The 25,160-nt window shown below is 68.7% G+C and carries 24 protein-coding genes; all 24 read right to left on the minus strand.

Annotated elements, in window-relative coordinates:
- Position 1 precedes the first annotated feature (1 nt).
- A complete protein-coding gene (locus ILP86_RS09405) occupies positions 2–232 on the minus strand; it encodes an HGxxPAAW family protein (protein ID WP_046747126.1) in 231 nt (76 codons plus the stop codon).
- Between the two features lie 47 nt (positions 233–279).
- On the minus strand, positions 280–867 hold the full coding sequence (locus tag ILP86_RS09410) for a Trp biosynthesis-associated membrane protein (RefSeq protein ID WP_113681972.1): 588 nt from the start codon (positions 865–867) through the stop codon (positions 280–282).
- Positions 864–1,244, minus strand: coding sequence for a phosphoribosyl-AMP cyclohydrolase (gene hisI, locus ILP86_RS09415; protein WP_046747128.1), 381 nt, complete (start codon positions 1,242–1,244; stop codon positions 864–866). Before hisI ends, ILP86_RS09410 begins: the two co-directional genes overlap by 4 nt.
- Positions 1,241–2,002 carry an imidazole glycerol phosphate synthase subunit HisF gene (gene hisF / locus ILP86_RS09420; protein ID WP_058631197.1) on the minus strand — a complete coding sequence of 254 codons (762 nt, stop codon included), beginning with the start codon at positions 2,000–2,002 and terminating at the stop codon, positions 1,241–1,243. Before hisF ends, hisI begins: the two co-directional genes overlap by 4 nt.
- A complete protein-coding gene (hisG, locus tag ILP86_RS09425; RefSeq protein ID WP_046747130.1) occupies positions 2,002–2,844 on the minus strand; it encodes an ATP phosphoribosyltransferase in 843 nt (280 codons plus the stop codon). The genes hisF and hisG overlap by 1 nt, the downstream gene beginning before the upstream one ends.
- 38 nt (positions 2,845–2,882) lie before the next feature.
- Complete coding sequence (locus ILP86_RS09430; protein ID WP_045265324.1) at positions 2,883–3,146, minus strand: phosphoribosyl-ATP diphosphatase; 264 nt, start codon at positions 3,144–3,146, stop codon at positions 2,883–2,885.
- On the minus strand, positions 3,143–3,823 hold the full coding sequence (gene rpe, locus ILP86_RS09435; RefSeq protein ID WP_046747131.1) for a ribulose-phosphate 3-epimerase: 681 nt from the start codon (positions 3,821–3,823) through the stop codon (positions 3,143–3,145). The genes ILP86_RS09430 and rpe overlap by 4 nt, the downstream gene beginning before the upstream one ends.
- A 4-nt stretch (positions 3,824–3,827) precedes the next feature.
- Positions 3,828–5,327 (minus strand): RsmB/NOP family class I SAM-dependent RNA methyltransferase, encoded by a 1,500-nt coding sequence (locus ILP86_RS09440; RefSeq protein WP_227750940.1) that lies wholly within the window; start codon positions 5,325–5,327, stop codon positions 3,828–3,830.
- Positions 5,324–6,244, minus strand: coding sequence for a methionyl-tRNA formyltransferase (gene fmt / locus ILP86_RS09445; protein WP_193761821.1), 921 nt, complete (start codon positions 6,242–6,244; stop codon positions 5,324–5,326). Before fmt ends, ILP86_RS09440 begins: the two co-directional genes overlap by 4 nt.
- An 18-nt stretch (positions 6,245–6,262) precedes the next feature.
- A complete protein-coding gene (locus ILP86_RS09450; protein WP_046747133.1) occupies positions 6,263–8,221 on the minus strand; it encodes a hypothetical protein in 1,959 nt (652 codons plus the stop codon).
- Positions 8,222–8,237: 16 nt separating this feature from the next.
- Positions 8,238–9,431: a methionine adenosyltransferase gene (gene metK, locus ILP86_RS09455; protein WP_193761822.1), complete on the minus strand. Its 1,194-nt coding sequence runs from the start codon at positions 9,429–9,431 to the stop codon at positions 8,238–8,240.
- An 88-nt stretch (positions 9,432–9,519) separates the two neighbouring features.
- Entirely contained in the window at positions 9,520–9,774 is a 255-nt protein-coding gene (gene rpoZ, locus ILP86_RS09460; RefSeq protein ID WP_017204385.1) for a DNA-directed RNA polymerase subunit omega, read from the minus strand.
- 65 nt (positions 9,775–9,839) lie between these two features.
- The gene (gene gmk, locus ILP86_RS09465; RefSeq protein WP_058631200.1) at positions 9,840–10,751 is read right to left on the minus strand and encodes a guanylate kinase; all 912 of its coding nucleotides are present in this window, start codon (positions 10,749–10,751) and stop codon (positions 9,840–9,842) included.
- A complete protein-coding gene (gene pyrF / locus ILP86_RS09470; RefSeq protein ID WP_141369551.1) occupies positions 10,744–11,589 on the minus strand; it encodes an orotidine-5'-phosphate decarboxylase in 846 nt (281 codons plus the stop codon). The genes gmk and pyrF overlap by 8 nt, the downstream gene beginning before the upstream one ends.
- Entirely contained in the window at positions 11,586–14,873 is a 3,288-nt protein-coding gene (gene carB / locus ILP86_RS09475) for a carbamoyl-phosphate synthase large subunit (RefSeq protein WP_193761823.1), read from the minus strand. Before carB ends, pyrF begins: the two co-directional genes overlap by 4 nt.
- The gene (carA, locus tag ILP86_RS09480; protein ID WP_113680142.1) at positions 14,873–16,051 is read right to left on the minus strand and encodes a glutamine-hydrolyzing carbamoyl-phosphate synthase small subunit; all 1,179 of its coding nucleotides are present in this window, start codon (positions 16,049–16,051) and stop codon (positions 14,873–14,875) included. The genes carB and carA overlap by 1 nt, the downstream gene beginning before the upstream one ends.
- Complete coding sequence (locus tag ILP86_RS09485; RefSeq protein WP_046747139.1) at positions 16,048–16,560, minus strand: hypothetical protein; 513 nt, start codon at positions 16,558–16,560, stop codon at positions 16,048–16,050. The genes carA and ILP86_RS09485 overlap by 4 nt, the downstream gene beginning before the upstream one ends.
- Positions 16,557–17,861: a dihydroorotase gene (locus tag ILP86_RS09490; protein ID WP_058631202.1), complete on the minus strand. Its 1,305-nt coding sequence runs from the start codon at positions 17,859–17,861 to the stop codon at positions 16,557–16,559. The genes ILP86_RS09485 and ILP86_RS09490 overlap by 4 nt, the downstream gene beginning before the upstream one ends.
- Complete coding sequence (locus ILP86_RS09495; protein ID WP_046747141.1) at positions 17,858–18,823, minus strand: aspartate carbamoyltransferase catalytic subunit; 966 nt, start codon at positions 18,821–18,823, stop codon at positions 17,858–17,860. The genes ILP86_RS09490 and ILP86_RS09495 overlap by 4 nt, the downstream gene beginning before the upstream one ends.
- A complete protein-coding gene (gene pyrR / locus ILP86_RS09500) occupies positions 18,820–19,350 on the minus strand; it encodes a bifunctional pyr operon transcriptional regulator/uracil phosphoribosyltransferase PyrR (protein ID WP_046747142.1) in 531 nt (176 codons plus the stop codon). The genes ILP86_RS09495 and pyrR overlap by 4 nt, the downstream gene beginning before the upstream one ends.
- Positions 19,351–19,434: 84 nt before the next feature.
- Positions 19,435–21,012, minus strand: coding sequence for a Rieske 2Fe-2S domain-containing protein (locus ILP86_RS09505; protein WP_193761824.1), 1,578 nt, complete (start codon positions 21,010–21,012; stop codon positions 19,435–19,437).
- Between the two features lie 81 nt (positions 21,013–21,093).
- Complete coding sequence (locus ILP86_RS09510) at positions 21,094–24,054, minus strand: DEAD/DEAH box helicase (protein ID WP_193761825.1); 2,961 nt, start codon at positions 24,052–24,054, stop codon at positions 21,094–21,096.
- 78 nt (positions 24,055–24,132) lie between these two features.
- Positions 24,133–24,543, minus strand: coding sequence for a transcription antitermination factor NusB (gene nusB / locus ILP86_RS09515; protein ID WP_193761826.1), 411 nt, complete (start codon positions 24,541–24,543; stop codon positions 24,133–24,135).
- 3 nt (positions 24,544–24,546) lie between these two features.
- On the minus strand, positions 24,547–25,107 hold the full coding sequence (gene efp, locus ILP86_RS09520) for an elongation factor P (protein ID WP_046747145.1): 561 nt from the start codon (positions 25,105–25,107) through the stop codon (positions 24,547–24,549).
- Between the last annotated feature and the right edge of the window lie 53 nt (positions 25,108–25,160).

Raw genomic sequence — 25,160 nt, forward strand, 5'->3', positions numbered from 1 at the left:
ATTAGTGCGCCTTCGGAGCGTACTTCGGACCCTTCACGCCGTAACCGGCCTTTGCCAGCGCCCAGCCGACGATCGCGCCGATCGGGACGAGGGCCACCGAGGCGATGACGAGGACGGGCTGCTCGAAGCAGAACGCGACCGTGGCGGCGGCGAAGCCGACCAGCATGATGACCACAGCGGTCCAAGCGGCAGGCGAGTGTCCGTGGCCGGGATCGGCGATCGGGTTGGTCATGTTCTCCTCCGGGGGACGACGTGCGGTTCGGATTCAGTCTATCGGGGTCAGCGTGTCGGATCGGTTCCCCGGGACAGCTCGTCCCAGGAATCGACGGCATCGACGGGCCCGTCGTGCGGGACATCGACGCGGTCGGTGCGGTATCGGCGTCCACCGGCCTTCCACCCGCGCCACGTCGTGAGGACCACGACCGAGGCCGCCAGCAGGATCGCCCAGCCCACGAGCGCGATGTACGGCCAGGCCGAAGGCACGATGCTCGCGACCACCTCATGGACCGCCATACCTCCCGCCAATCCGGTCACCTCGGTCACGGTGGCCCCGACGGCGTCGAAGGGTTCGGAGAGCAGCAGCTGGAGAGTCGACCAACCGAGGAACACGGCTGTCGCCGCCGCGAGCACGCCGAACACGAGGCGCACCGGCTTGCCCGCGATCGACAGCGCGGCGCCGAGAGCGAGCACAGCCAGGCTGAGCGGGGCGAGAAGCACCAGGGCGGAAGCCCCGGGGACCAGGATCGCCTCGCCCGCGTCGGCGCGCTCCACGGTCAGCCAGGTCTGAGTCGACGAGATGATGCCGATCGCCCCGGCGAGAAGGAAGCCGGAGACGGACAGCGCGCGACCGCGTTTCGCGAGGCTCATGAGCGATCCGTTCCGGTAACGGCCTCGAGGTCGTTCGTGTCGAAGCAGGTGCGCGTGCCGGTGTGGCAGGCGGGGCCGGTCTGGGCCACGAGGAGCAGGATCGCATCGCCGTCGCAGTCCAGACGCGCCTCGTGCACGACCTGGATGTGTCCGGACGTGTCGCCCTTGCGCCAGTACTCCCGGCGGGACCGGGACCAGTAGGTCGCCCGTCCGGAGGTCAGGGTGCGTCGCAGCGCCTCGGCGTCGACCCAGGCGAGCATCAGCACCTCGCGCGTGTCCCACTGCTGCACGATGACCGGCGCGAGCCCGTCGGCGTTGAAGGCGACCTGCGCGATGCGCTCGTCGACGGATGTCGTCTGTGCTTCCGCGTCGCTCATCGGACGAGAACCCCCTCCGCGCGAAGCGCGTCCTTGACGTCGCCGACCGTGAGCGCGCCGGTGTGGAACACGCTGGCCGCGAGCACGGCGTCGGCACCGGCTTTGATGGCGGGCGCGAAGTCCGATGCCTTTCCGGCACCGCCCGACGCGATGACGGGCACGGACGCCGCCTCCCGCATCAGGCGCACGAGCTCCAGGTCGAAGCCGTCTCTGGTGCCGTCCGCATCGATCGAGTTGACGAGAAGCTCGCCCGCTCCGCGCTCCGCCGCCTCCCGCGCCCAGTCGAGGGCGTCGAGAGTGGTCTGCGTGCGGCCGCCGTGCGTGGTGACGACGAAGCCCGAGTGGGTCGTGGGCGCGCGCTTCACGTCGAGCGAGAGCACGAGCACCTGCGCACCGAAGCGGTCGGCGATCTCGCCGATGAGCTCCGGGCGCGCGATGGCCGCCGAGTTCACGCCGACCTTGTCCGCGCCGACCGACAGCAGGCGCGCCACGTCGTCGACGCTGCGCACTCCCCCGCCGACGGTGAGCGGCACGAACACCTGCTCCGCCGTCCGCTGCACGACGTCATACGTCGTGGCGCGGGCGTCGACCGTCGCGGTGACATCGAGGAAGGTGATCTCGTCCGCACCCTGCGCCGCGTAGTGCCTGGCGAGCTCGACGGGGTCGCCCATGTCCCGCAGGTTCTCGAAGTTCACCCCTTTGACGACGCGCCCATCGGCGACGTCGAGACACGGGATGACACGGCTCGCGAGCGTCATCAGAGCCTCGCGTTGTGGATCGCGGTGACGAGGATGGCCCGTGCACCCAGCGCGTAGAGAGCGTCCATCACGGGGTTGACCCGGGAACGAGCCACCATGACGCGCACGGCCACCCACTCGGGGTCACGCAGCGGCGAGACCGTCGGCGACTCCACGCCCCCGGCGATCTTCACGGCGTCATCGAGGAGGGCGACCGGAAGGTCGTAATCGATCATGACGAAGCGTCGAGCGACCATCACACCGCGCAGGCGGCGAAGCAGCGTGTCCGCGCCCTCGGCGTCGACGGGTCCGGCGATGAGCACCGCCTCCGACTCCAGGATGACGGGGCCGAACACCTCGAGCCCGGCCTGACGCAGCGTCGTGCCGGTCTCGACGACATCGGCGACGGCGTCGGCGACACCGAGGCGGACCGCGGACTCCACGGCGCCGTCGAGGGGCACCAGGTCGACGGCGATGTCACGCTCGTCGAGGAACGCGTCGACGAGGCCGGGGTACGACGTCGCGATGCGGAGCCCGTCGAGCTCGCTCACATCGGTGTAGCGTCCGGTCGGCGCGGCGAAGCGGAAAGTCGAGCCGGCGAAGCCGAGAGCTTCGATCTCGCGCGCACCGGGCATGCGTGCATCGAGCAGCAGGTCACGACCGGTGATGCCGACGTCGATCGCGCCGGAGCCGACATAGGTGGCGATGTCCTTGGGACGGAGGAAGAAGAACTCGACGTCGTTGTCGGCGTCGATGACGTGCAGGGTTTTGGGGTCTCGACGGCCGGCGTAGCCCGCCTCGGCGAGCATGTCGGCGGCGGTCTCGGAGAGCGAGCCCTTGTTGGGAACAGCGATGCGCAGCATGGATGGCTTTCAGTTCGAGGGGATCGGAACGGAGCGCATCACAGATGTCGATAGACGTCCTGCAGGCTGAGCCCCTTCGCGAGCATCATCACCTGGACGTGGTACAGCAGCTGGGAGATCTCCTCGGCGGCGGCCTCGTCGGACTCGTACTCCGACGCCATCCACACCTCGGCGGCCTCTTCCACGATCTTCTTGCCGATCGTGTGCACGCCGCCGTCGAGCTCGGCGACGGTGCCCGATCCGGCAGGGCGGGTCTCGGCCTTGACGCTGAGCTCGGCGAACAGCTCGTCGAAAGTCTTCACGCTTCCAGGCTAGCGGCTCGGGCGAGGTCTCTCAGCCGGGTGACGGCCGCCTCGATGTCGTCAGCCCCGTACACGGCCGAGCCCGCGACGAATGTATCGGCGCCCGCGGAGGACGCGATCTCGATCGTGCGGTCCGAGATGCCGCCGTCGACCTGGAGCCAGACACGGGAGCCGCGCCGACGGGCTTCTTCCGCGAGAGCGCGCAGCTTCGGCATCGTCTCCGGCATGAAGCTCTGCCCGCCGAAGCCGGGCTCCACGGTCATCACGAGGATCTGGTCGAACTCGTCGAGGACCTCGAAGAGCGATTCGACAGGTGTCGCCGGCTTCACCGCGACCCCGGCTCGAGAACCGATGTCACGAAGACGACGGGCGAGAGCGACGGGCTCATCGGCGGCCTCGAGGTGGAAAGTCACGCTCGCGGCACCGATCTCGGCATACTCGGGCGCCCACCGCTCGGGGTCCGTGATCATCAGGTGCACGTCGAGCGGGATCGGGCTGGTGGCCTGGATGCGCTCCACCATCTGCGGCCCGAACGTCAGGTTGGGCACGAAGTGGTTGTCCATCACGTCGACGTGCGCGAAGTCGGCGGTCGCGATCTTTGCGAGATCCGCCTGCATGTTCACGAAGTCGGCGGCGAGGATACTCGGGTTGATGCGCGGGGCGCGAGGGAGTTCCACAGTCCTAGTCTTCCTTCCCGGATGAGGTGTCGTCGATCGATGAGCGCTGCAGGAGCGCGAGGAACATCGCATCCGTCCCGTGACGGTGCGGCCAGAGCTGTGCGCTGCCGGAACCGACCCTGCCGTCATCCGCGAGATCGATCGGGGCCATGGCGACATCCGCGATGACGGCCCGCGCATCGAGCTCGCGCACATCTGCACGGTCGCGGAGCACCTCCTTCACCACGCCCGTGGTCTCCACGAGATGAGGAGAGCACGTGACATACGCGACGATCCCGCCAGGGGCGAGGGCATCGAGCGCGGCAGAGAGCAGCTCGACCTGGAGCGGCACGAGCTCGGCGACGTCGGCCGGGGACTTCCGCCACCTCGCTTCAGGGCGCCGCCGCAGCGCCCCCAGACCCGTGCAGGGGGCATCGACGAGGATGCGGTCGAACTCCCCCGGCCGGGATGCGGCCAGAGTCCGCCCGTCCTGCTCGTGCACCTCGATCTCACCGGGGACGGCCCGCAATGCCTTGCGCACCAATCGGGCCCTCACCGGGACGACCTCGTTCGCCTCCAGAGTGACGTCATGCTCACGGGCGACAGCAGCGAGGAGCGCCGTCTTGCCACCTGGCCCCGCGCACAGGTCGAGCCAGCGCTCACCGGCGGTGATGGGCGCGGCGCCGGCCAAGGCCAGTGCCACGAGCTGGGATCCCTCGTCCTGCACGCGCACGGTCCCACTGGACGCCTCGACGGCATGCCGGGGGTCGCCGCCGGCCGAGGCGAAGGCCGTGGGCGCGTACGGCAGACGAGGCTCCCCCGGCTCGGCGAGCCCGGGGAGCGCGACGAGCGTGACATCGGGTGAGGCGTTGTCGGCCTCGAGAAGTGCCTCCAGCTCCTCGCTACGCCCCTCGGCGATCAGAGCACGACGCAGAGCGCGGATCACCCACACCGGGTGCGCGGAACGCAGGGCGAGTCGTTCGTCGTCGGAGCGTGCGCTGCTCTCGATGCGTTCCTGCCACTCGTCGCCTGATTCCCGGGCGATGCGACGGAGCACGGCGTTCGCGAAGCTCGATGCTCCACGCCCTGACTCCGTCGCGACCAGGTTCACCGACTCGTTCACCGCGGCGTGCGAAGCCACCCGCGTCGCCAGCAGCTGATGCACGGCGAGGCGCAGAGCGTCGAGGACGGCGGGATCGATGCTGTCGGGAGAACGATCCGCCGCCGCGGCGATGATCGCGTCGTAGGTGCCGAGCCGGCGCAGCGTGCCGTACGTCAGCTCGGTCGCGAGAGCAGCGTCCTGGGGGCTGAGTTGCGCTTCGGCGATCGCGGAGGGCAGCACGAGGTTCGCATAGGCATCGGTCTCGGAGACCGCACGCAGCACGCCGTACGCGACTCGTCTCGCGGGCTGCACGGTGCGGGCGGGACCGCGCTGCCCCCCGCGATGCGCGTCTCCCGATCGCTGCGCGCCACGCGGACCGGCGTTCTTCGGTGCCGTCCTACGGTTCCGTCGTTCTTCGCTCATGAACCGGCCACCAGTTCGTCGCCTCCACGCAGACCGCGCCACCAGTCGACAGCGTTCATCGCGCCCTTGCCTGCCGGCTGGACCCTGGTCACCGCGAGTGCACCGGTGCCGGTGCCGATGTGGAGAGCCGTCTTGGTGCCGCGGAGCCGCCCCGGCGCGAGGGGCTCGGCATCCGGGGCCGGGGTGGCTTCGAGCACCTTGAGGGGTTGACCTGCGACCGTGGTGTGCGCACCCGGTTCCGGGGTCACACCGCGGAAATGAGCGAACACGGTGTCGAGCGGCCGACTCCAATCGAGCAATCCGTCCGCGAGCGTGAGCTTGGCCGCGAAGGTGGGCTCGCCCTGTTGCGGCATCGACGACGCCGTACCCTCGGCGATCTCGGAGACCACCTCGGCGAGGAGCTGCGCGCCGTCGGCGGCGAGGAGCTCGAGAGCCTCCCCTGCGGTGGCTGCAGCGGGGACATCGACCTCGCGCATGGCGAAGACATCGCCGGCGTCGAGTTCCGCGACCAGCTGGAAGACGCTCGCACCGAGCACCTGATCCCCCGCGATCAGCGCACGCTGGACAGGAGCGGCTCCGCGCCAGGCCGGCAGCAGCGAGAAGTGCAGATTGATCCACCCCGCGCGGGGCGCCGACAGCAGCGGCTCGCGCACGAGCCCGCCGTACGCCACGATCACCCCGAGGTCCGCCTCGAGCGCAGAGATCTCCGCTGTCGCCGCGTCGTCCAGGCGCGCCGTCTTGATCACGGGAAGACCCAGTCCGACAGCCGATTGCGCCACCGGAGACGGGGTCAGGGTGCGACGACGCCCCAGCGGGGCGTCGGGACGTGTGATGACCGCAGCGATGTCGTGGGACTCCGCGAGTCGCTGGAGGCTGGGGACGGCGGCGGCCGGTGTGCCGGCGAAGACGAGGCGCATGAATGTTCTCCGGAAGGGTCAGAGCTCTGGTTCGAGGATATCGAGGCGGACGGAGAGGGTGCTCTTGGTGGCGCGCCCCTTTCGGCGACGACCGCTCACGGCTTCGGCGACGACCGCCGCGCGCAGGGCCGTCGCCACCCGCGCTCCGGCACCGTAGTCGAAGCGCACGAGCGCACGCACCCGTGGGGGCACGTCGTCGGTCTCGACCGGGACGGGCCCGAGCACCGCGTCCGAGGGCAGGGCGAGATCGCTGAGTGCGGCGAGGGCATCGGCGACGGCGGGGACCGATCCCTGCACGAGCGCCACGCGCGTCGTCGGAGGCATGTGCAGAGGTGCTCTGCTCTCCAGCTCCGATCGGGCATGGCCGGCCTGGTTCCAGGTGGCCAGCGCCTTCGCGGCCGCCCCGTTGACGCCCACGAGATGCACGGGCGCGCCGGGAGCCGCCAGCGCGGCCGCGTTCGACCACCACCGCAGACAGGACTCGGCGACCCGCAGGTCGGGGGCCTGGAGCATCCTCGGCCCGTCGAGCAGCACGACGGCACGGTATCCCCCATCGGCGATCGGCTCGGCACCACGGGTCGCGACGACGAGTGCGGGCTTCGCCGGAACCCGCTCCACCGGATGAGCGCCGTCCGCGACGATCACCCGCACACCGGGGAACGCGCGCCCCAGCTCGTCGGCCGTGCGCTCGCTGCCGGACGAAGCCAGGCGAAGCTTCGTCGACGAGCAGGCAGGACACGTCCAGGCACTGGCTCCGCGTCCGCACCATCCGCACACCGGCACGGCACCGCGATGCTTCGCACCGAGTGGACCGCCGCAGTGGGCGCACCGGGCGGGCGCTCGACAGTCCGCGCACACCAGTGAGGGAGAGAATCCGGGGCGCGACACCTGCACGAGCACCGGCCCCTCCGCCGCCGCGGTGCGTGCGGCGAGGAACGCGGACGACGGCATCCGCTGAGCCGTCGGCTGCTCCATCTCCTGGGGCGTGCTGAGGACGACTCGCGGCAGCACTCGACGTGCTGCTCTGACGTCCTGCAGCCAGCCGAGGACGACCAGCCGTTCGACATCCGTCGTGCGCGTGTGGCCGGCGAAGAGCAGCGCCGACCCCTCCAGCTCTTGACGCAGCAGTGCCGCGTCCCGTGCATTCACATACGGGGCCAGCGGTTCCCCGAGAAGCGGGTCGCCGTCGTCCCAGATCGCCACCAGGCCTGCGACGACGGGTGAGTACACGGCCGAGCGGTTGCCCACCACGATGCACGGGGCGTCTTCGAGCGTGCGGAGGAAGCCACGATAACGGTCGGGGTTGGTCTGCCGGGAGTCGTGACGGACCACTGCGGCGGCGGGGACGAGCGCCTCCAGAGCCGCGAGGAGTCGATCGAGATCGCGACTGTCCGGGACGACGATGATCGATGATCGCCCCGCGGCGAGCATCCGCGCTGCCGATGCCGCAAGCAGACGGGCCCAGCCCTGCACGCCGTCGACGAGCTGGGGAATCGCCTCTACCGCGGCGCGACCACCGGAGTCGAGAACGGCGCCGAGCCCCTCGTACAGATCGACCGTGCTCTCCGCCACGGCCAGAGCATCGGCGTCGGGCACCTCGGCGGGCGTATCGGCCGTCCACGCCTTCTCGACACGCACCTGACGTTTGGGGATCACCAGGCGCAACACGTCGGAGGCCGAGCCCGCTGCCCGGTCGGCGACGCGACGAGCGAGGGCGTGCAGACGCGTGGGAAGCACGGGCACCGGAGACACGACGCTCTCGACCTCCGAGAGCGCCCGGTCGGCATCGTCCTCCGCGTCGATGTCGACGACGTAGCCGTCGATCACGCGTCCGGCGGTGCGCAGGGGCACGCGAACGCGAACTCCCAGGGGCACATCCCCCAGCTCAGGGGGAAGGGCGTAGTCGAAGAGCCGGTCGAGTTGCGGAAGAGGGGAATCGAGGAGCACGCGCGCGATGCGCCGGCTCTCCGCAGGCATCAGGACCGCGGTCCCATCAGAGACCGGCGGCGCGGCGCAGCTCTTCGACGCGGTCGGTGCGCTCCCAGGTGAAGTCCGGGAGCTCACGGCCGAAGTGCCCGTAGGCCGCGGTCTGCGCGTAGATCGGGCGCAGCAGTTCGAGCTGCTCGATGATCGCCTGCGGGCGGAGATCGAACACCTCGTTGATCGCGCGGATGATGATCTCGTCCGACACCTTGCCCGTGCCGAACGATTCCACGTACAGACCGACCGGGCGTGCGACGCCGATGGCGTAGGCCACCTGCACCTCGAGGCGGTCGGCCAGCCCCGCGGCGACGGCGTTCTTGGCGACCCACCGCGTTGCGTACGCGCCGGACCGGTCGACCTTCGACGGGTCCTTGCCGCTGAAGGCACCTCCCCCGTGACGCGAGGCTCCGCCGTAGGTGTCGATGATGATCTTGCGCCCGGTCAGACCCGCGTCCCCCTTGGGGCCGCCCGTGACGAAGGGCCCGGCGGGGTTGATGTACAGGGTGACGTCGTCGAGGTCGAGGCCTGTGGTCGCGAGCACGGGATCGATCACGTGTTCCCGGACCTGGGCCTTGACGTCATCCTGCGAGATGTCGGGGTGGTGCTGGGTCGAGACGACGACCGCATCGACGGTCTTCGGCGTGAAGCCGTCGTAGCCGAGCGTGACCTGTGTCTTGCCGTCGGGGCGCAGGAACGGCAGCTGGCCGTTGCGACGCACCTCGGTGAGCCGCTCGGCGAGGCGGTGTGCCGTCCAGGCGGCCATCGGCATCAGCTGCGGCGTCTCGTTCGTGGCGAAGCCGAACATGATGCCCTGGTCGCCGGCACCGAGCCCGTCCAGCGGATCGATCGAAGACCCGTCGCGGTGCTCCTGGGCGCTGTCGACGCCGTGGGCGATGTCAGTCGACTGCTCGCCCACCGAGACGCTGACACCGCAGGAGGAGCCGTCGAAGCCGGTGTCGCTGGAGGTGTAGCCGATGCCGTTCACGACCTGGCGGACGATCGTGGGGATGTCGACGTAGGCCTCGGTGCGGATCTCGCCGGCCACGTGGACGAGACCGGTCGTGACGAGCGTCTCGACAGCGACGCGGGAGCCCTTGTCCTTCGCGATGAGCCCGTCGAGGATGCTGTCGGAGATCTGATCGCAGATCTTGTCCGGATGTCCCTCGGTGACGGACTCGGACGTGAACAGACGCAGGGCGCTCATCGATACTCCAGAACGGGACGGACAGAGAGAGGGTGTTGCACCCATTCTGGACCGCGCCTCCGACAGAACGGAGGCGCGGCCTGGAATATCACTCTGCGTGACGAAGGCGGAGCTTGTCCTCGTTGATCTCGTGCAGCGCGATCGTGAGCGGCTTGTCCTCGACGGACGAGTCCACGAGCGGGCCGACGTTGTCGAAGAGGTTTCCCTCGTGCAGGTCGGAGTAGTAGTCGTTGATCTGACGCGCGCGCTTCGCGGCGTAGATGACGAGCTCGTACTTCGAGTCGACGCGGTCGAGCAGGTTGTCGATGGGGGGATCGATGATGCCGTTGTTGTGTCCGGCCATGGTGAGACCTCCTGATCAGGCGACGGGATCGTCGCGAAGACGGTGCGAAAGGCGCGCGAAGACGCTCAGCGCGCAGAGCTTGTAGACAATTCTACGACCTCGCGGGCCGCAGTGGCGACGTCCTCGTTCACGATGAGGTGGTCGAACTCGTTCTGAGCGGCGAGTTCGACCTTCGCGGTACGCAGCCTCCTGGCCCTTTCCTCGGCGTCTTCCGTGCCCCTGCCGACCAGTCGATGCACCAGTTCGTCCCAGCTCGGAGGCAGCAGGAAGATCAGCGTCGCTGCCGGTTCGGCGGCACGCACCTGACGCGCGCCCTGCAGGTCGATCTCGAGCAGTACCGTCTTGCCTTCGGCGAGAGCGGCGTCGATCGGCGCCCGCGGCGTGCCGTACCGCGAGCGGTTGTGCACCACGGCGTACTCGAGCAGCTCCCCGTCGGCGATCAACCGGTCGAACTCGTCGTCGTCCACGAAGTAGTAGTGCACCCCGTCGATCTCGCCGGGACGCGGGGGCCGGGTCGTGGCCGAGACCGAGAGGTGGATCTCGGGGTTGTGCTCGCGGATGTGCGCGGCGACCGTGCCCTTTCCCACGGCGGTGGGACCGGCGAGAACCAAGAGCCGACTGCGTGCGCCGCGGGGAGCCGCGGGCGGGAACCGGGAGTCCAGCCAGGCCTCCAGCACCCGACGCTGCCGAGCACCGAGCCCTCCGAGACGCTTGACCGGCGAGATGTGCAGCTCTTCCAGCACGCGGTCGCGCTTGCCCGCACCGATCGCGGGGAGCGCCAGCAGGAAGTCGGTGATGCGCATCGATCCCTCAACCGAGTCGGCGTCCGCCGTCGCGCGGTGCAGTACCGTCTGCGGCGTCACCACGCGCATCGTGAGGTCGCGTTTCACCGACGCTCTCGCGCGTCGACGCTCCACGGCACGGCGTGCGGCGGCCGCCCTGTCGACCTCGGGAACCGTACGCTGCGCGTCAGGCACGCGCCACCTCCAAGTACTCGGCCGCGCGAGCGGTGATCGTGGCAACCAGATGATCGGGTCCGGCGCCGAGGATGCTGCGGCTCTCGCTCGCGATCACCGCATCCGACATGGGCCCGAAGCGCACCCGGAGGTCGGCAGGCGTTGCGCCCTGCGCGCCGAAGCCGGGAGCGAGGATGGGAGCCACGGGTCCGAACGGGTGGATTCCCGCGAGGTCCCAATCCACGGTCGCGCCGATCACGAAGCCGAAGCTGCCCCACTCCCCCGCGTCTGCCAGCGCGGCGTTGCGGGCGGAGACCTCGCCGATCACCGATCCGGAGACGGTCTCACCTGTCGAGGTGACTGCGCGCTGCAGCCCCTCGGCCTCGGGGTTGCTGGTCGCGGCGAGGACGAACACTCCCTTGCCGTGCTCCTCGGCGAGGGCGAACGCCCCGTCGAGGGCGCCCACGCCGAGGAAGGGGCTGACGGTGAGCGCGTCGGCTTCCAAGGGCGAGCCGGGTGTGAGCCATGCGCGCGCGTAGTCGCCCATGGTCGATCCGATGTCCCCGCGCTTGGCATCGGCGATCACGAGCAGATCGGCCGCCCGTGCGGCCGCGAGCACGTCTTCCATCGCGGCGACGCCCCGCGAGCCGAAGCGCTCGAAGAACGACACCTGGGGCTTCACGAGAGCCACTCGCCCCGCGGCCGCCTCGACCGTGCGCAGCCCGAAGTCCCGCACACCGCGCGCGTCGTCGGGGAGCCCCCACGCGGCGAGCAGGGCCGCGTGGGGGTCGATTCCGACGCAGAGAGGGCCGTGCGCGCGCAGCGCTGCCCGTACGCGTTCGCCGAAGCGTCGGCTCACAGTGCCGCCTTCCGGTCCAGCGCGTACTCCTGGAGGCTCTTCACCTGGAAGCCCTCATGGGCGGCGTCCATTCCGCTCACCGCTGCGCCGAGCACGGCGATCGTGGTGAACAGCGCCTTGTCGGCGGCGACGGCAGCAGCGCGGATCTCGTAGCCGTCGGCGCGAGCGGCGCCACCCGACGGAGTGTTCACGACGATGTCGACCTCCCCGTCGTTGATGAGGTCGACGATGTTCCGGGCGCCCGACTCCTGCGTCTCGCTGTACTTCTCGACAACCGTCACGGCGATGCCGTTGCGCGAGAGGATCTCCGCGGTGCCCTCGGTCGCGACGATCGTGAAGCCGAGCTGCTGCAGGCGGTGCGCGGGGAGGATGACCGCACGCTTGTCCGAGTCGGCCACCGAGATGAACACGGTGCCGGACGTGGGCATGCCCCCGTAGGCGGCAGCCTGGCTCTTGGCGAACGCCGTCGGGAAGTCACGGTCGATGCCCATGACCTCGCCGGTGGAGCGCATCTCCGGTCCGAGCACGGAATCGACCGTCTTGCCGTCGGCGGTGCGGAACCGCTTGAAGGGCAGCACAGCCTCCTTGACCGAGACCGGAGCGTCCAGCGGGACACGCGAGCCGTCCTGCTCCGGCAGCATGCCCTCGGCGCGCAGCTCGGCGACGGTGGAACCGGTCATGATGCGGCTCGCGGCCTTCGCCATCGGGATGCCCAGCGCCTTGGAGACGAACGGCACCGTGCGGCTGGCGCGCGGGTTCGCCTCGATCACGTAGAGCACGCCGGCGCTGATGGCGAACTGCACGTTGAGCAGTCCGCGCACGCCCACGCCCTTCGCGATGGCGAGGGTGGCCTCGCGCACGCGGTCGACGTCCGTGCGACCCAGCGAGACGGGAGGCAGCGTGCAGCTGGAGTCGCCGGAATGGATACCGGCCTCCTCCAGGTGCTCCATGACGCCGCCGATGTACAGCTCGGTGCCGTCGTAGAGGGCGTCCACGTCCAGCTCGATCGCATCGTCGAGGAATCGGTCCACCAGCAGCGGCTTGCCCTCCTCGATGACGACCTCGCCTGCGGTGCGCACGAAGTAGTCGCGCAGCGACGCCGTGTCGTAGACGATCTCCATGCCGCGCCCGCCGAGCACGAAGCTCGGACGCACGAGCACCGGGTAACCGATCTCCTCGGCGATGCTCACCGCTCCGTCGACGTCGATCGCCGTGCCGTTGCGCGGTGCGACGAGACCCGCCTCGTCGAGCAGACGGGAGAACAGCTCGCGCTCCTCGGCGAGGTCGATCGCCTCCGGACTCGTGCCGAGGACCGTGTAGCCGGCCGCTTCGATGCCCTTCGCGAGTCCCAGCGGCGTCTGGCCGCCCAGCTGGCACACGACGCCGAGGATGGTGCCGCTCGCCGCCTCCGCGTCGAGCACCTCGAGCACGTCCTCGAGCGTCAGCGGCTCGAAGTACAGGCGATCGGAGGTGTCGTAGTCGGTCGAGACCGTCTCCGGGTTGCAGTTGACCATGATGGTCTCGAACCCGGCATCGGAGAGCGCGAACGACGCGTGCACGCACGAGTAGTCGAACTCGACACCCTGACCGATGCGGTTCGGCCCAGAGCCGATGATGACCACCTTGGTGCGCTCGGACGGAGCGACCTCGGTCTCGAAGTCGTAGCTCGAGTAGTGGTAGGGCGTGAGAGCGGGGAACTCGCCGGCGCATGTGTCGACGGTCTTGTACACCGGACGGATGCCGAGGCCATGGCGGACGCCGCGGACCTCGGTCTCGGACGTGCCGCGGAGCTCGGCGAGCTGCGCGTCGGAGAAACCGTGCTCCTTGGCGTAACGGAGAGTCGCGGCGTCCAGCTCGGGAGCCGTCCGCACGATCTCCGCGACCTCGTTGATCAGCACGATCTGGTCGAGGAACCACGGGTCCATGGCCGTCGACTCGAAGGCCTGCTCGACCGTCGCGCCCTTGCGCAGCGCCTGCTGCAGCGTGACGATCCGGCCGTCGGTCGGCGTCTTGGCGACCTCCAGGAGCTCTTCCACCGAACGGGTCTCCTCGCCCCAGTGGAAGCTGGAGCCGCGCTTCTCGAGCGAGCGCAGCGCCTTCTGCAGCGCGGTGGCGTAGTTGCGGCCGATGGCCATGGCCTCGCCGACCGACTTCATGGTCGTGGTGAGCGTGGCGTCCGCCGCAGGGAACTTCTCGAACGCGAAGCGAGGCACCTTGACGACGACGTAGTCGAGCGTCGGCTCGAAGCTCGCCGGCGTGACCCCGGTGATGTCGTTCGGGATCTCGTCGAGGCGGTAGCCGAGGGCGAGCTTCGCGGCGAGCTTCGCGATCGGGAAGCCGGTGGCCTTCGAGGCGAGGGCGCTCGAGCGCGAGACGCGCGGGTTCATCTCGATCACGATGATGCGCCCGTTCGCCGGGTCGACCGCGAACTGGATGTTGCAACCGCCGGTGTCGACGCCGACGGCTCGGATGATGTCGATGCCGATGTCGCGCATCTTCTGGTACTCGCGGTCGGTGAGGGTCAGCGCCGGGGCCACCGTGATCGAGTCACCCGTGTGCACGCCGACCGGGTCGACGTTCTCGATCGAGCAGACGACGACCGTGTTGTCGGCCGTGTCGCGCATGAGCTCGAGCTCGTACTCCTTCCAGCCGAGGATCGACTCCTCCAGGAGCACCTCGGTCGTCGGGGAGTCACGCAGACCGGCGCCTCCGATACGACGCAGGTCCTCCTCGTCGTAGGCGAAGCCGGAACCGAGGCCGCCCATCGTGAAGGACGGGCGCACCACGAGCGGGTAGCCGAGCTTCTCGGCACCGGCGAGGAGGTCGTCCATGGTGTGGGCGATGACGCTCTTCGCGACGTCGGCGCCCGCCTCGAGCACGAGCTCCTTGAAGACCTGGCGGTCCTCGCCCTTCTTGATCGCATCGACCTTGGCGCCGATGAGCTCGACGCCGTACTTCGCGAGGATGCCGCGCTCGTCGAGCGCCATGGCCGCGTTCAGAGCGGTCTGCCCACCGAGTGTCGGGAGGATGGCATCCGGCTTCTCCTTGGCGATGATCGTCTCGATGACCTCAGGGGTGATCGGTTCGATGTACGTCGCATCGGCGAAGTCGGGATCGGTCATGATCGTGGCCGGGTTGGAGTTGACCAGGATGACCCGGACACCCTCCTCGCGCAGCACGCGGCACGCCTGGGTGCCGGAGTAGTCGAACTCGCAGGCCTGACCGATGACGATCGGGCCGGAGCCGATGACGAGGACGGAGTTGATGTCGTCGCGCTTGGGCATTACTTGGAGTCCTTCTGGCTGGCGATGACCAGGTCGCGGAACCTGTCGAAGAGGTAGTTGGCATCGTGGGGGCCCGCAGCCGCCTCGGGGTGGTACTGCACCGAGAAGGCCGGGATGTCGAGGGCGCGGAGTCCCTCCACGACGTTGTCGTTGAGGCCGACATGGCTGACTTCCACCTTGCCGTAGCCGTGGGGGCTGTCGAACGTGCCCTCGATCGGCGCCTCGACGGCGAAGCCGTGGTTGTGAGCGGTGATCTCGACCTTGCCCGTCTGCTTGTCGAGCACCGGCTGGTTGATGCCACGGTGTCCGAACGGCAGCTTGTAGGTGCCGAGGCCGAGAGCCCGACCGAGCAGCTGGTTGCCGAAGCAGATGCCGAAGAACGGGAGTCCTTCGTCGAGCACCGAGCGCAGCAGCTCGACGTGGTCACCCGATGCCGCGGGGTCGCCGGGCCCGTTCGAGTAGAAGACGGCGACGGGATCGACGGCGCGGATCTCGTCGATCGTCACGTTCTGCGGAAGCACGTGCACCTCGAACCCGCGAGCGGCCAGGTTGTCGATCGTCGCCTGCTTGACGCCGAGGTCGAGCACGGCGAGGTTGCCGATCCGCTCCCCCAGTGCCGTGGTCACGGTGGCGACGTCGACCGAGACCTCCGCCGACAGGTTGCGGCCGGCCATCTCGGGAGCCTCGCGGACGATGCGCACCTGCTCCTCCGGGTCGAGCACGGCATCCGGACCGGAGAAGATGCCACCGCGCATTGAACCCGCCGAGCGGATGTGTCGGGTGACCGATCGGGTGTCGATACCGCTGATGCCCACGATGCCGTCCTCCACGAGAACGTCATCGAGCGAGGCGTTCGCACGCCAGTTCGACACCACCCTCGAGGGGTCGCGGACGATGTAGCCGGCGACCCAGATGCGACGCGATTCCGCGTCTTCGTCGTTCATGCCGGTGTTGCCGATGTGCGGTGCCGTCTGCAGCACGATCTGCCCCGCGTAGGACGGGTCGGTGATCGTCTCCTGGTAGCCGGACATGCCGGTCGAGAAGACCACCTCGCCCAGAGTGCGCCCACGGGCGCCGTAGGCGCGGCCGATGTGGCGGGTGCCGTCTTCCAGGACGAGGACGGCAGGGTCGGGGAGCCGGGCCGCTGAGGCCTGCTCGGGGGTGGTGGAGAGTGTCATGACGTTGCTCCTGTGTCGGGGGCGGCGGGGACGAGCCGCTGCAGGTCGGAGATGAGGTTCTGAGGTTCGCCGGTGGCGACGCGCAGGTAGCTGTCGACGACAGTGTCGTCGTCGATGTTCCATGCGATGCGCACGAGACCACCCGGCTCGACGACACGGTCGATCGTGACCGTGGCGCGGTCGACGGCGACGAGACGGTCTTTCGCCAGGAAGACCGTCGGCGTGCCGTCGAGGCAGAGGGCGATGCCGCGATCCGTGACGGCCACCTCACCGCGGGCCCGGTATGCGAGAGGCGACACCGCGAGACGCTCGAGCGGCTGTCCGTGCCGTGTCGTCGACACGTACAGCACCTCGTCGCGGCGGGCGACCTCCGCATGCTCGGGCACACCCAGCGGGGCCGAGAACACGGAATCGCGGCGGATTCGTCGTCGCCAGGCGCGCAGCATCACCAGCAGCACCAGGAGGGCGACCGCGATGGTGATCGCGACGGCGAGATCCCGAGCGCTCATGCGCCGAGCTCCTCGACGACGCTGCCCCCGTCGACCGTGAGGACGCCGCCGTGCACCGTGTACTCCACCCGCCCGGGAAGAGCACGGCCGAGATAGGGCGAGTTCACGCTGCGACCGTGCAGGTCTGCTTCGGTGAAGACGCCGTCCACCGACGCGTCGTAGAGCGTGAGCTGCGCCGGCTGCCCGACCTCGAGCGGTGTGCCGTGGCCGGAGAGGCGTCCGATCCGTGCCGGTGCCGCACTCATCACGCGCGCGATGTCCGCCCACTCGAGCAGCCCGGTCTGCACCATCGACTGGTGCACGACGCGCAGCGCGCTCTCGAGACCCACCATTCCGTTCGCCGCAGCCTGCCACTCGCACGCCTTGTGCTCGCTGGGGTGCGGCGCGTGGTCGGTCGCGACGATGTCGATCGTGCCGTCGGCGAGGCCCTCGCGCACGGCGAGGACATCCTCTTCCCGGCGCAGGGGCGGGTTGACCTTGTAGCGCGCGTCGTATCCCCGCACGAGCTCGTCCGTCAGCAGCAGGTGATGCGGCGTCACCTCAGCGGTGACGCTGATGCCGCGCTTCTTGGCCCACCGGATGATGTCGACGGAGCCCGCCGTCGACAGGTGGCAGACGTGCAGCCGCGAGCCGACGTGCTCTGCCAGCAGCACGTCGCGCGCGATGATCGACTCCTCCGCGACCGCAGGCCAGCCGGCGAGGCCCAGCTCGGCGGACACCGTTCCCTCGTTCATCTGCGCCCCCTCAGTGAGGCGGGGATCCTGGGCGTGCTGCGCGATGACGCCGTCGAAGGACTTCACATACTCCAGAGCCCGACGCATGATGAGCGGGTCGAAGACGCAGAAGCCGTCGTCGCTGAAGACGCGCACCTGGGCGCGCGAGGTGGCCATGGCGCCGAGCTCGGCGAGACGCTCGCCCTTCTGTCCCACGGTGACGGCCCCGATGGGCTGCACCGTCGCGTAGCCGGCAGCCTCGCCGAGGGCGAGCTCCTGCTCGACCACCCCCGCCGTGTCGGCGACGGGCGAGGTGTTCGGCATCGCGAACACCGCGGTGAACCCGCCGGCGGCGGCCGCCCTGGTACCGGTGAGAATCGTCTCCGACGCCTCGTAGCCGGGTTCGCGCAGGTGGGTGTGCAGGTCGACGAGCCCCGGCAGCGCGACCAGGCCCGCAGCGTCGATCACGCGCGCACCGGTGCGGGTGAGACCCGTCCCGATCTCGGCGATCCGCCCGCCCTCGATGATGATGTCGGCGCTCTCGGCACCGAGCAGCTGCGCACCGGTGATGACGAGGGTCTCGTTCACAGGTCTCCCCCTCGTTCGTCGTCTCGTTCTCCTGCGAGCAGCAGGTACAGCACCGCCATGCGGACGGATACTCCGTTGGTGACCTGTTCCAGCACCGTCGAACGGGCGGAATCAGCAGCTTCGGAGGAGATCTCCAGTCCCCGGTTCATGGGTCCGGGGTGCATCACAATGCTACCGCCCGGAAGCGCGGCCACACGCCGTGCGTCAAGACCCCAGCGGCGGGAATACTCCCGCTCAGTCGGGAAATACGCGGCATTCATGCGTTCCAGCTGAATGCGGAGCATCATGACGGCATCCGGCTCGTCCGCCAGCGCCTCGTCGAGGTCGTAGACGACCCGGACCGGCCAGAGCGACACGTTCTGCGGAACCAGCGTCGGCGGCGCGACCAGGGTGACGTCCGCGCCGAGCGTGGTGAGCAGCCAGACGTTGGACCGTGCGACCCGCGAATGCAGGACATCGCCGACGATCACCACACGCAGTCCGCTGAGATCCCGTCCGCGGCTTTCGGCACCGAAACGGCGCTTGCGGATCGTGAAGGCGTCGAGCAGCGCCTGCGTGGGGTGCTCGTGGGTGCCGTCTCCGGCGTTCACCACACCGGCCGATATCCAGCCGCTGGTGGCGAGGGTCTGCGGGGCGCCGGAACCCGGGTGCCGGACCACGACCGCATCGGCGCCGATGGCCTCGAGCGTCTGGGCGGTGTCCTTGAGGCTCTCGCCCTTGGAGACGCTGGATCCCTTGGCGGCGAAGTTGATCACGTCGGCGGAAAGGCGCTTGGCAGCGGCCTCGAACGAGATGCGCGTACGGGTGGAGTCCTCGAAGAAGAGGTTCACCACGGTCTTGCCCCGCAGCGTCGGGAGTTTCTTGACCTCGCGCGACTGCGTGTCGGACATGTCCTCGGCGACGTCGAGGATGCGAAGCGCGGTGGTCCTGTCGAGGGTGCGGGTGTCGAGGAGGTGTCTCATTCGCCGATCGTCACCTCCTCCGCCCCGTCGTTCTCGAAGAGGCGCACGTTGACCCGCTCCGTGCGGGCCGAGGGGATGTTCTTGCCGACGAAGTCGGGGCGGATCGGGAGCTCCCGATGTCCGCGGTCGACGAGGATCGCCAGGCGCACGACGGAGGGGCGTCCGATCGACTGGATCGCGTCCAGCGCCGCGCGGATGCTGCGGCCCGAGAACAGCACGTCGTCCACGAGCACCACGGTCTTGCCGTCGATGCCCCCGACAGGGATCTCCGTCGGCTGCGGCGAGCGGGTCGGGTGCTTCGCGAGGTCGTCGCGGAACAGCGTCACATCGAGGGAGCCGACCGGGACGGACTGCTGCGCGATCTCGCTGATCAGCAGGCCGAGGCGATGGGCGAGAGTGACGCCGCGGGTCGGTATCCCCAGCAGGACGAGGTTCTCGGCGCCTCGATTGGATTCGAGGATCTCGTGCGCGATCCGGGTCAGCGCTCGTGAGATGTCGGCTTCGTGCAGCACAGTGCGCATGCTCATCGGCCGCTCCCTTCTCCGCCTCACAGGACGGTGTTAAAGGTTGCTTGTGATGTCAGTCTATCGGAGCGCTCAGGCCTCCGCTGATCAGCTCGCCTCCTGCAGCACGGGATCGGTGACCTCGTCGATCTTCGAGGAACGGATCGGGTGCCCGGCCGTGGACAGGCAGCGTCCCGTCTTCAGGTCCCACTTCCAGTCGTGCATGCTGCACGTGAGGATGCCGTCCTCGTCGACCTTGCCGGTCTTGGTGAGGTCGGCGCGCAGATGGGGGCAGCGGCGCTGCACGACCCAGTCGCCGATCTCGGCGTCCTCCGTCTGGTCGGTCTGCTCCTGGTACCAGTTCTCGACGTACTCGATCCGGTCGACCGAGAGGCACTTGAGGAACGTGGTGAGGAACTCGTTGAACTTGCCGCTGCGGCCCACCGAGAACTGCATCGAGAGGAAGATCGAGTTCGACCAGTCGATCTCGTGGTCGACGATGTTCGTCGAGACCAGATCGGCGGGGATCGTGTACCAGTAGATGCACTCCTCGCCCGCGTACTCGCGGACCTTGGCGCGGGGGAAGTCGACCACCATGTCCAGCTCGCCGATGCGGAACCGGACGCATCCGCCGACGCCGAGTCGGATCGTGCGGGACTTCTTCAGCAGCGGCTCCCACCACTCCTTGATCGCAGCCAGCATCTCGGCCGGCGGGATGATCTCGGCGCGGGAGGCCTCCTCGTCGCGGATCTCCTGCTGACGGGATGCGCGCTGCTCTTCGAGATACTCCCACTTCTCGTCGAAGATGTGGGCGATCTCCGCTTCGGTGTACAGGGTCTGCTCGCTCGTCACCTCTCCACCCTCGACCATGACGACGGTGCCGGGGATGAAGAGCTGTCCGTCGTACTGCGGAGCGAGCTCCTTCATATGCGCGAGGAACTGCTTCTGGTCCGTGAAGATCGACTCGCCGTTCTTTCCGAGTCCGTTGAAGTCGAACAGGTCGTCGCGAAGGAACATGGGCGGCCCTGCCATCGGGAAGACATGCGGGGCGTCGACCTTCTCGATGTAGTACATGGCGCGCTTGTTCTGCGCCTCGCGCTTGAGTCGGGCGAAGTTCTGCTTGGCGTCGAGCGGCAGGTCGTAGACCATGGGCCACCAGATCGCGCCGGAAACCTGGGTGAAGTATGCGTCGGGCTTGCCGAAGTCGAGGAGCTTCTCGAGGTCGAGCGGGTGCGAGTCGTTCTGGTTCAGCATCGAGCCGGTGCCGTCGTCGACGCTCAGCGAGGAGTCGCCGATCGGCCCGTCGCTGGGTGCTCGGAGCGGCGTGACCATCATCTTCAGCTCGCCCCGCTGGATCACCTGTCCGGCCGGGGCGTAGGTGATGTTCGTGTAGCCGAGCGCGCGGATGTCCTTCTCGAGATCATCCGTCGGGTACTCGGGCAGCAGCACCTCGATGTCCTTGCGGATGTACCGCTCGAGGAGGCGCGGGTCGAAGTGGTCGCGGTGGCGGTGCGAGATCCAGAGGAAGTCGGCGTCGCGGCCGTAGCGCTCCCAGTCAAGGCCGCGGTTGTCGGGGAACGGGAACCATGATCCGTAGAACGACGGTCCGAGGACCGGGTCACAGATGATGTTCCCGCCGACCGTCTCGATGAACATCCCGGCGTGGCCGAGTCCCGTGATCCGCATTGCATTCCTCCCGAAAGTGAACCGTTCGATTGTACCGAGGGGTCCCTGTGCGACCGGTCGGCACCGCCGTGAGTATTCCGGTCAGCCGTCGAACAGCCCGCGGATATCGTCGGCGGAGAGCGACTGCGCGAACAGCGCCTCGTCGTCCAGTACCGCGGTGAACAGCCGTGCCTTGCGGCGCTGCAGGTCGAGCACCTTCTCCTCGATCGTGCCGGTGGCGATCATCCGATAGACGAACACCTGGCTGTCCTGGCCGATGCGGTGCGTGCGGTCGACCGCCTGCGCTTCGGCGGCCGGATTCCACCACGGGTCGAGCAGGAACACGTAGTCGGCCTCGGTCAGGGTGAGACCGAATCCTCCGGCCTTCAGGCTGATCAGGAACACGGGCTGCTCGCCGGACGTGAACCCGTCGACCACCTGCTGGCGATGCCGCGTCGAACCGTCCAGGTGCGCGTACGGGATGCCTGCGGCGTCGAGGCGGGCCGCGGCCAGGTCGAGGAACGACGTGAACTGGCTGAACACGAGCGCACGGTGGCCTTCCGCCTGCAGCTCGATCACCCGCTCGATCAGCACGTCGAGCTTGCGGGAGCCGATCTTCGCGTCTTCGGGATCGATCAGCGCCGGTGCGAGGCTGAGCATGCGCATCAGGGTGAGCGAGCGGAACACGATGAATCGGTTGCGATCGAGGTCTTCCAGCAGCCCGAGGACCTTCTGGCGTTCGCGCTGCAGGACCACGTCGTAGAGGGCGCGGTGGGAGGCACTGAGTTCGACCTCGAGGATCTGCTCCTGCTTCGCCGGCAGGTCCGGCGCCACGATCTCCTTCGTACGCCGGAGCAGGAGTGGTCGGATGCGCCGACGCAGCTGCTCGAGACGACGCTGGCGATAGGCTCCGCCCTCCTCGTTCTCCGGCACCTTGCCCTGCTCGATCGGCTGGATGTACTGCTCGCGGAACTTCCGTGCAGAGGCGAAGAGTCCGGGAGCGGTGAGCTTCAGCAGAGCCCAGAGCTCGCTGAGGCTGTTCTCCATCGGTGTTCCGGTGACGGCGAACGTCACATCCGCTCGGAAGGAGGCGACGGCCCGGTGCAGCTTGGTCTCCGGGTTCTTCACGAACTGTGCTTCGTCGAGGATCAGACCCGCCCAGTCGATGCCCGCGTACTCGACCTCGTCGAGACGGGCGACAGCATAGGTCGTGATGACGACATCGGCCCCACGGATGCCCTCGTCGAGGGACGGGCCCTGTGTGGACCCCCGCAGTAGCACCCGCAAGGTCGGGGCGAACCGCGCCGCCTCGTTGCGCCAGGTGGCGAGCACCGAGGTGGGAACCACCACGAGGAAGGGCCGCCGCTCCCCCGCTTCCCGCGCGTGCACGATGAGTGCCAGCAGTTGGAGCGTCTTGCCGAGACCCATGTCGTCGGCGAGGATGCCACCGAGGCGATGGCTCCACAGGAAGACGAGCCAGTCCAGCCCTTCACGCTGGTAAGGACGGAGGTCGGCAGTGATACCCGACGGCACGGCGACGACAGGCACCGAGGCGGCGGTGCGCAGGCCCTCGGCGGTCGCGCGCCAGGTGACGGCGGGCAGAGCTTCATCCGCGAGGTCTTCGAACTCCTCCCAGAGGTCCGTCTGGTAGCGGCTGATCCGCGGGCCGGTCTCCCATTCCTCGAGCTCCCCTGCCTCGTCGATCAGCTCGCGCAGCCGATCGAGGGCACGATGATTCAGCGAGAAGTAGCTGCCGTCGACGAGGAGGAGCTTCTTCCGGCCCTTGCTGAGCGCCGTGAACAGCGGTTCGAACGGGATGGTGCGTCCGTCGATCTTGACCAGGACTCCGAGATCGAACCAGTCCCGGTCGCTGCTCTCCACGGTCGACACCGTGATCTCGGGCTCTCCCGTGAGCTCGTGATAAGTCTTCCGACGCCCCGAGACCACGACCACGACGCCCTCGGCCTCGAGAGCGGGCACGAGGCGTGTGACGAACTCGGCGGCCGCGACATCATGGAACGAGCCTGTCGAGGCGAGCTCTTCTCCGAGGTGATCGGCCCACACCGCACGCAGAATCTCACGGAGCACATCTTCGGCGGCGGTGTCGCGCACGGCATCCCCGTCCTGCGCGAACGGAACCCTTCCGAAGCCGCGATACTCCCACTCGAACATGTACTTGACGGTGTCGCCTCTAAGGAATGACAGTGCGAGCACCGGGCGCGGGGCGGGCAGTGCGGGGAGCTCGACACGACCGGTCGGGCGCACCTCGATCCGACGTGCCAGCAGCGGGTAGGCGTCACGGAAGAACGCGCCCTCGTCTCCCGGGGGAACCTCGACACCTGTCCTCGCACCGAGCAGGGCGTGCACCGGCTCGCTGAGTGGCACCTCGGCGAGCGTCACCCTGATCGCACTCCCCCGCTGGGAGATCTCGTAGACACCGCTGTGTCCGATCGTCTGCACCGAGGAGGGTTCCGCATCGTGCCCGTCGATCACGATGTGAGGGTGCACGGTGAGACCCCCGTCGTCGCCGCGTCCGACGGTCGCGCGGATCTCGGCACGATCGGCGAGCACGACGGTCGTGCTCTTCTGCATGGCGACGAGAGGGATCCCGACCTCCGAGGCGGCGCGAAGATGTCCCCAGAGGAGCCCTGACTCGATCAGATCGGCGACGAGCCAGTCGCCGGCTGTGCCGGACAGGAGCGTGTCACGCGCGATGCTGAGCAGGTCGGCGAACCACCGTGAGCGATCACGTCCGTACTGCGTCGGCGAGCGTCGTACCGCGTCCCAGGTCGCAGTCCCCTGCACCCAGGACCCGGTCGAGAGGCTCTGCTCGAGCGGCCGGATCCCGAGCAGGATCTCGCCTGTGCGTGTCGCGACGTCGCGGGCGGTCGCGGTCCGTTGGGGACGGGATGCCCACGGATTCGCCCCGCGGCCGTCGCGCACTCTGAGCTCGATGCCGAGCGCGAGCGGCGTATCGGCGTCGACGCGCGCCGGACCGAGGATGCTCCTCCAGTTCGCCGACGATGCGTCTTCCGGACGAGTCGGGTCAGAAGCGAGGGACATGTAGCCATCCTCTCCGACACCGCCGACAGTGCCGTCACCGACAGTGCCGCCACCGACAGGGCTGCCGTGTGCGACGGATCAGGCGGCTCGGGCCACCCGCGCGAGGACGCCGTGCACGAACGCCCCGGAGTCGTCGGTCGAGAACTCCTTCGCGAGCTCCACCGCCTCGTCGATGGCGACGGCAGTGGGAACCTCGGCGTTGTGGAGGATCTCCCACACGGCGATGCGCAGCAGGGCGCGGTCGACAGCGGGCATCCGCTCGAGCTTCCAGTCCCTGCTGTGGGTCGTGATCTGCTCGTCGATCTCGTCGCGCGAGTCGATGATGCCGTCGACGATCTCACGGGCGTACAGCCACGAGGCCTCACGGGCGGGCTCGCTCGCCGCGCGTTTCGCCTCGGCAGCCAGCGTCACCGCGAGGTCGTCTCCGCGCACGTCGGAGGAGAACAGGATGTCGAGAGCGCGCTTGCGCGCCTTCGTCCGGGCGCTCACGCCTTACTTCTCGCGGCCGAGGTAGTCACCCGTGCGAGTGTCGACCTTGACCTTCGTGCCGCTCTCGACGAACAGCGGCACCTGGATCTCGTAACCGGTCTCGAGCGTGGCGGGCTTGGTGCCGGCCGAGGAACGATCGCCCTGCAGGCCAGGCTCGGTGTAGGTGATCTCGAGGACCACCGACGCCGGCAGATCGATGTACAGCGGGTTGCCGTTATTCAGGGCGATCGTGACGTTCTGGTTCTCGAGGAGGAAGTTCTTCGCGTCGCCGACCGTGGCGGCGCCGACCGTGATCTGGTCGAAGTCGGTCTGATCCATGAAGACGTAGCCGTCGCCGTCCGTGTACAGGTACGTGTAGTCGCGGCGGTCGACGTTCTCGATCTCGATCTTCGCGCCGGCGTTGTAGGTGCGGTCGACGACCTTGCCGGAGACGACGTTCTTGAGCTTGGTGCGCACGAACGCACCGCCCTTGCCGGGCTTGACGTGCTGGAACTCGATGACGCTCCAGAGCTGCCCGTCGATGCTGAGGACGACGCCGTTCTTGATGTCTGCGGTAGATGCCATGCGCTGCGAGTTCCGTTCGTGAGTCTGCGGGGTCGGGCGGAGCCGACAGTCGA

It is taken from the genome of Microbacterium sp. R1 (assembly GCF_015159725.1).
Taxonomy (GTDB): domain Bacteria; phylum Actinomycetota; class Actinomycetes; order Actinomycetales; family Microbacteriaceae; genus Microbacterium; species Microbacterium oxydans.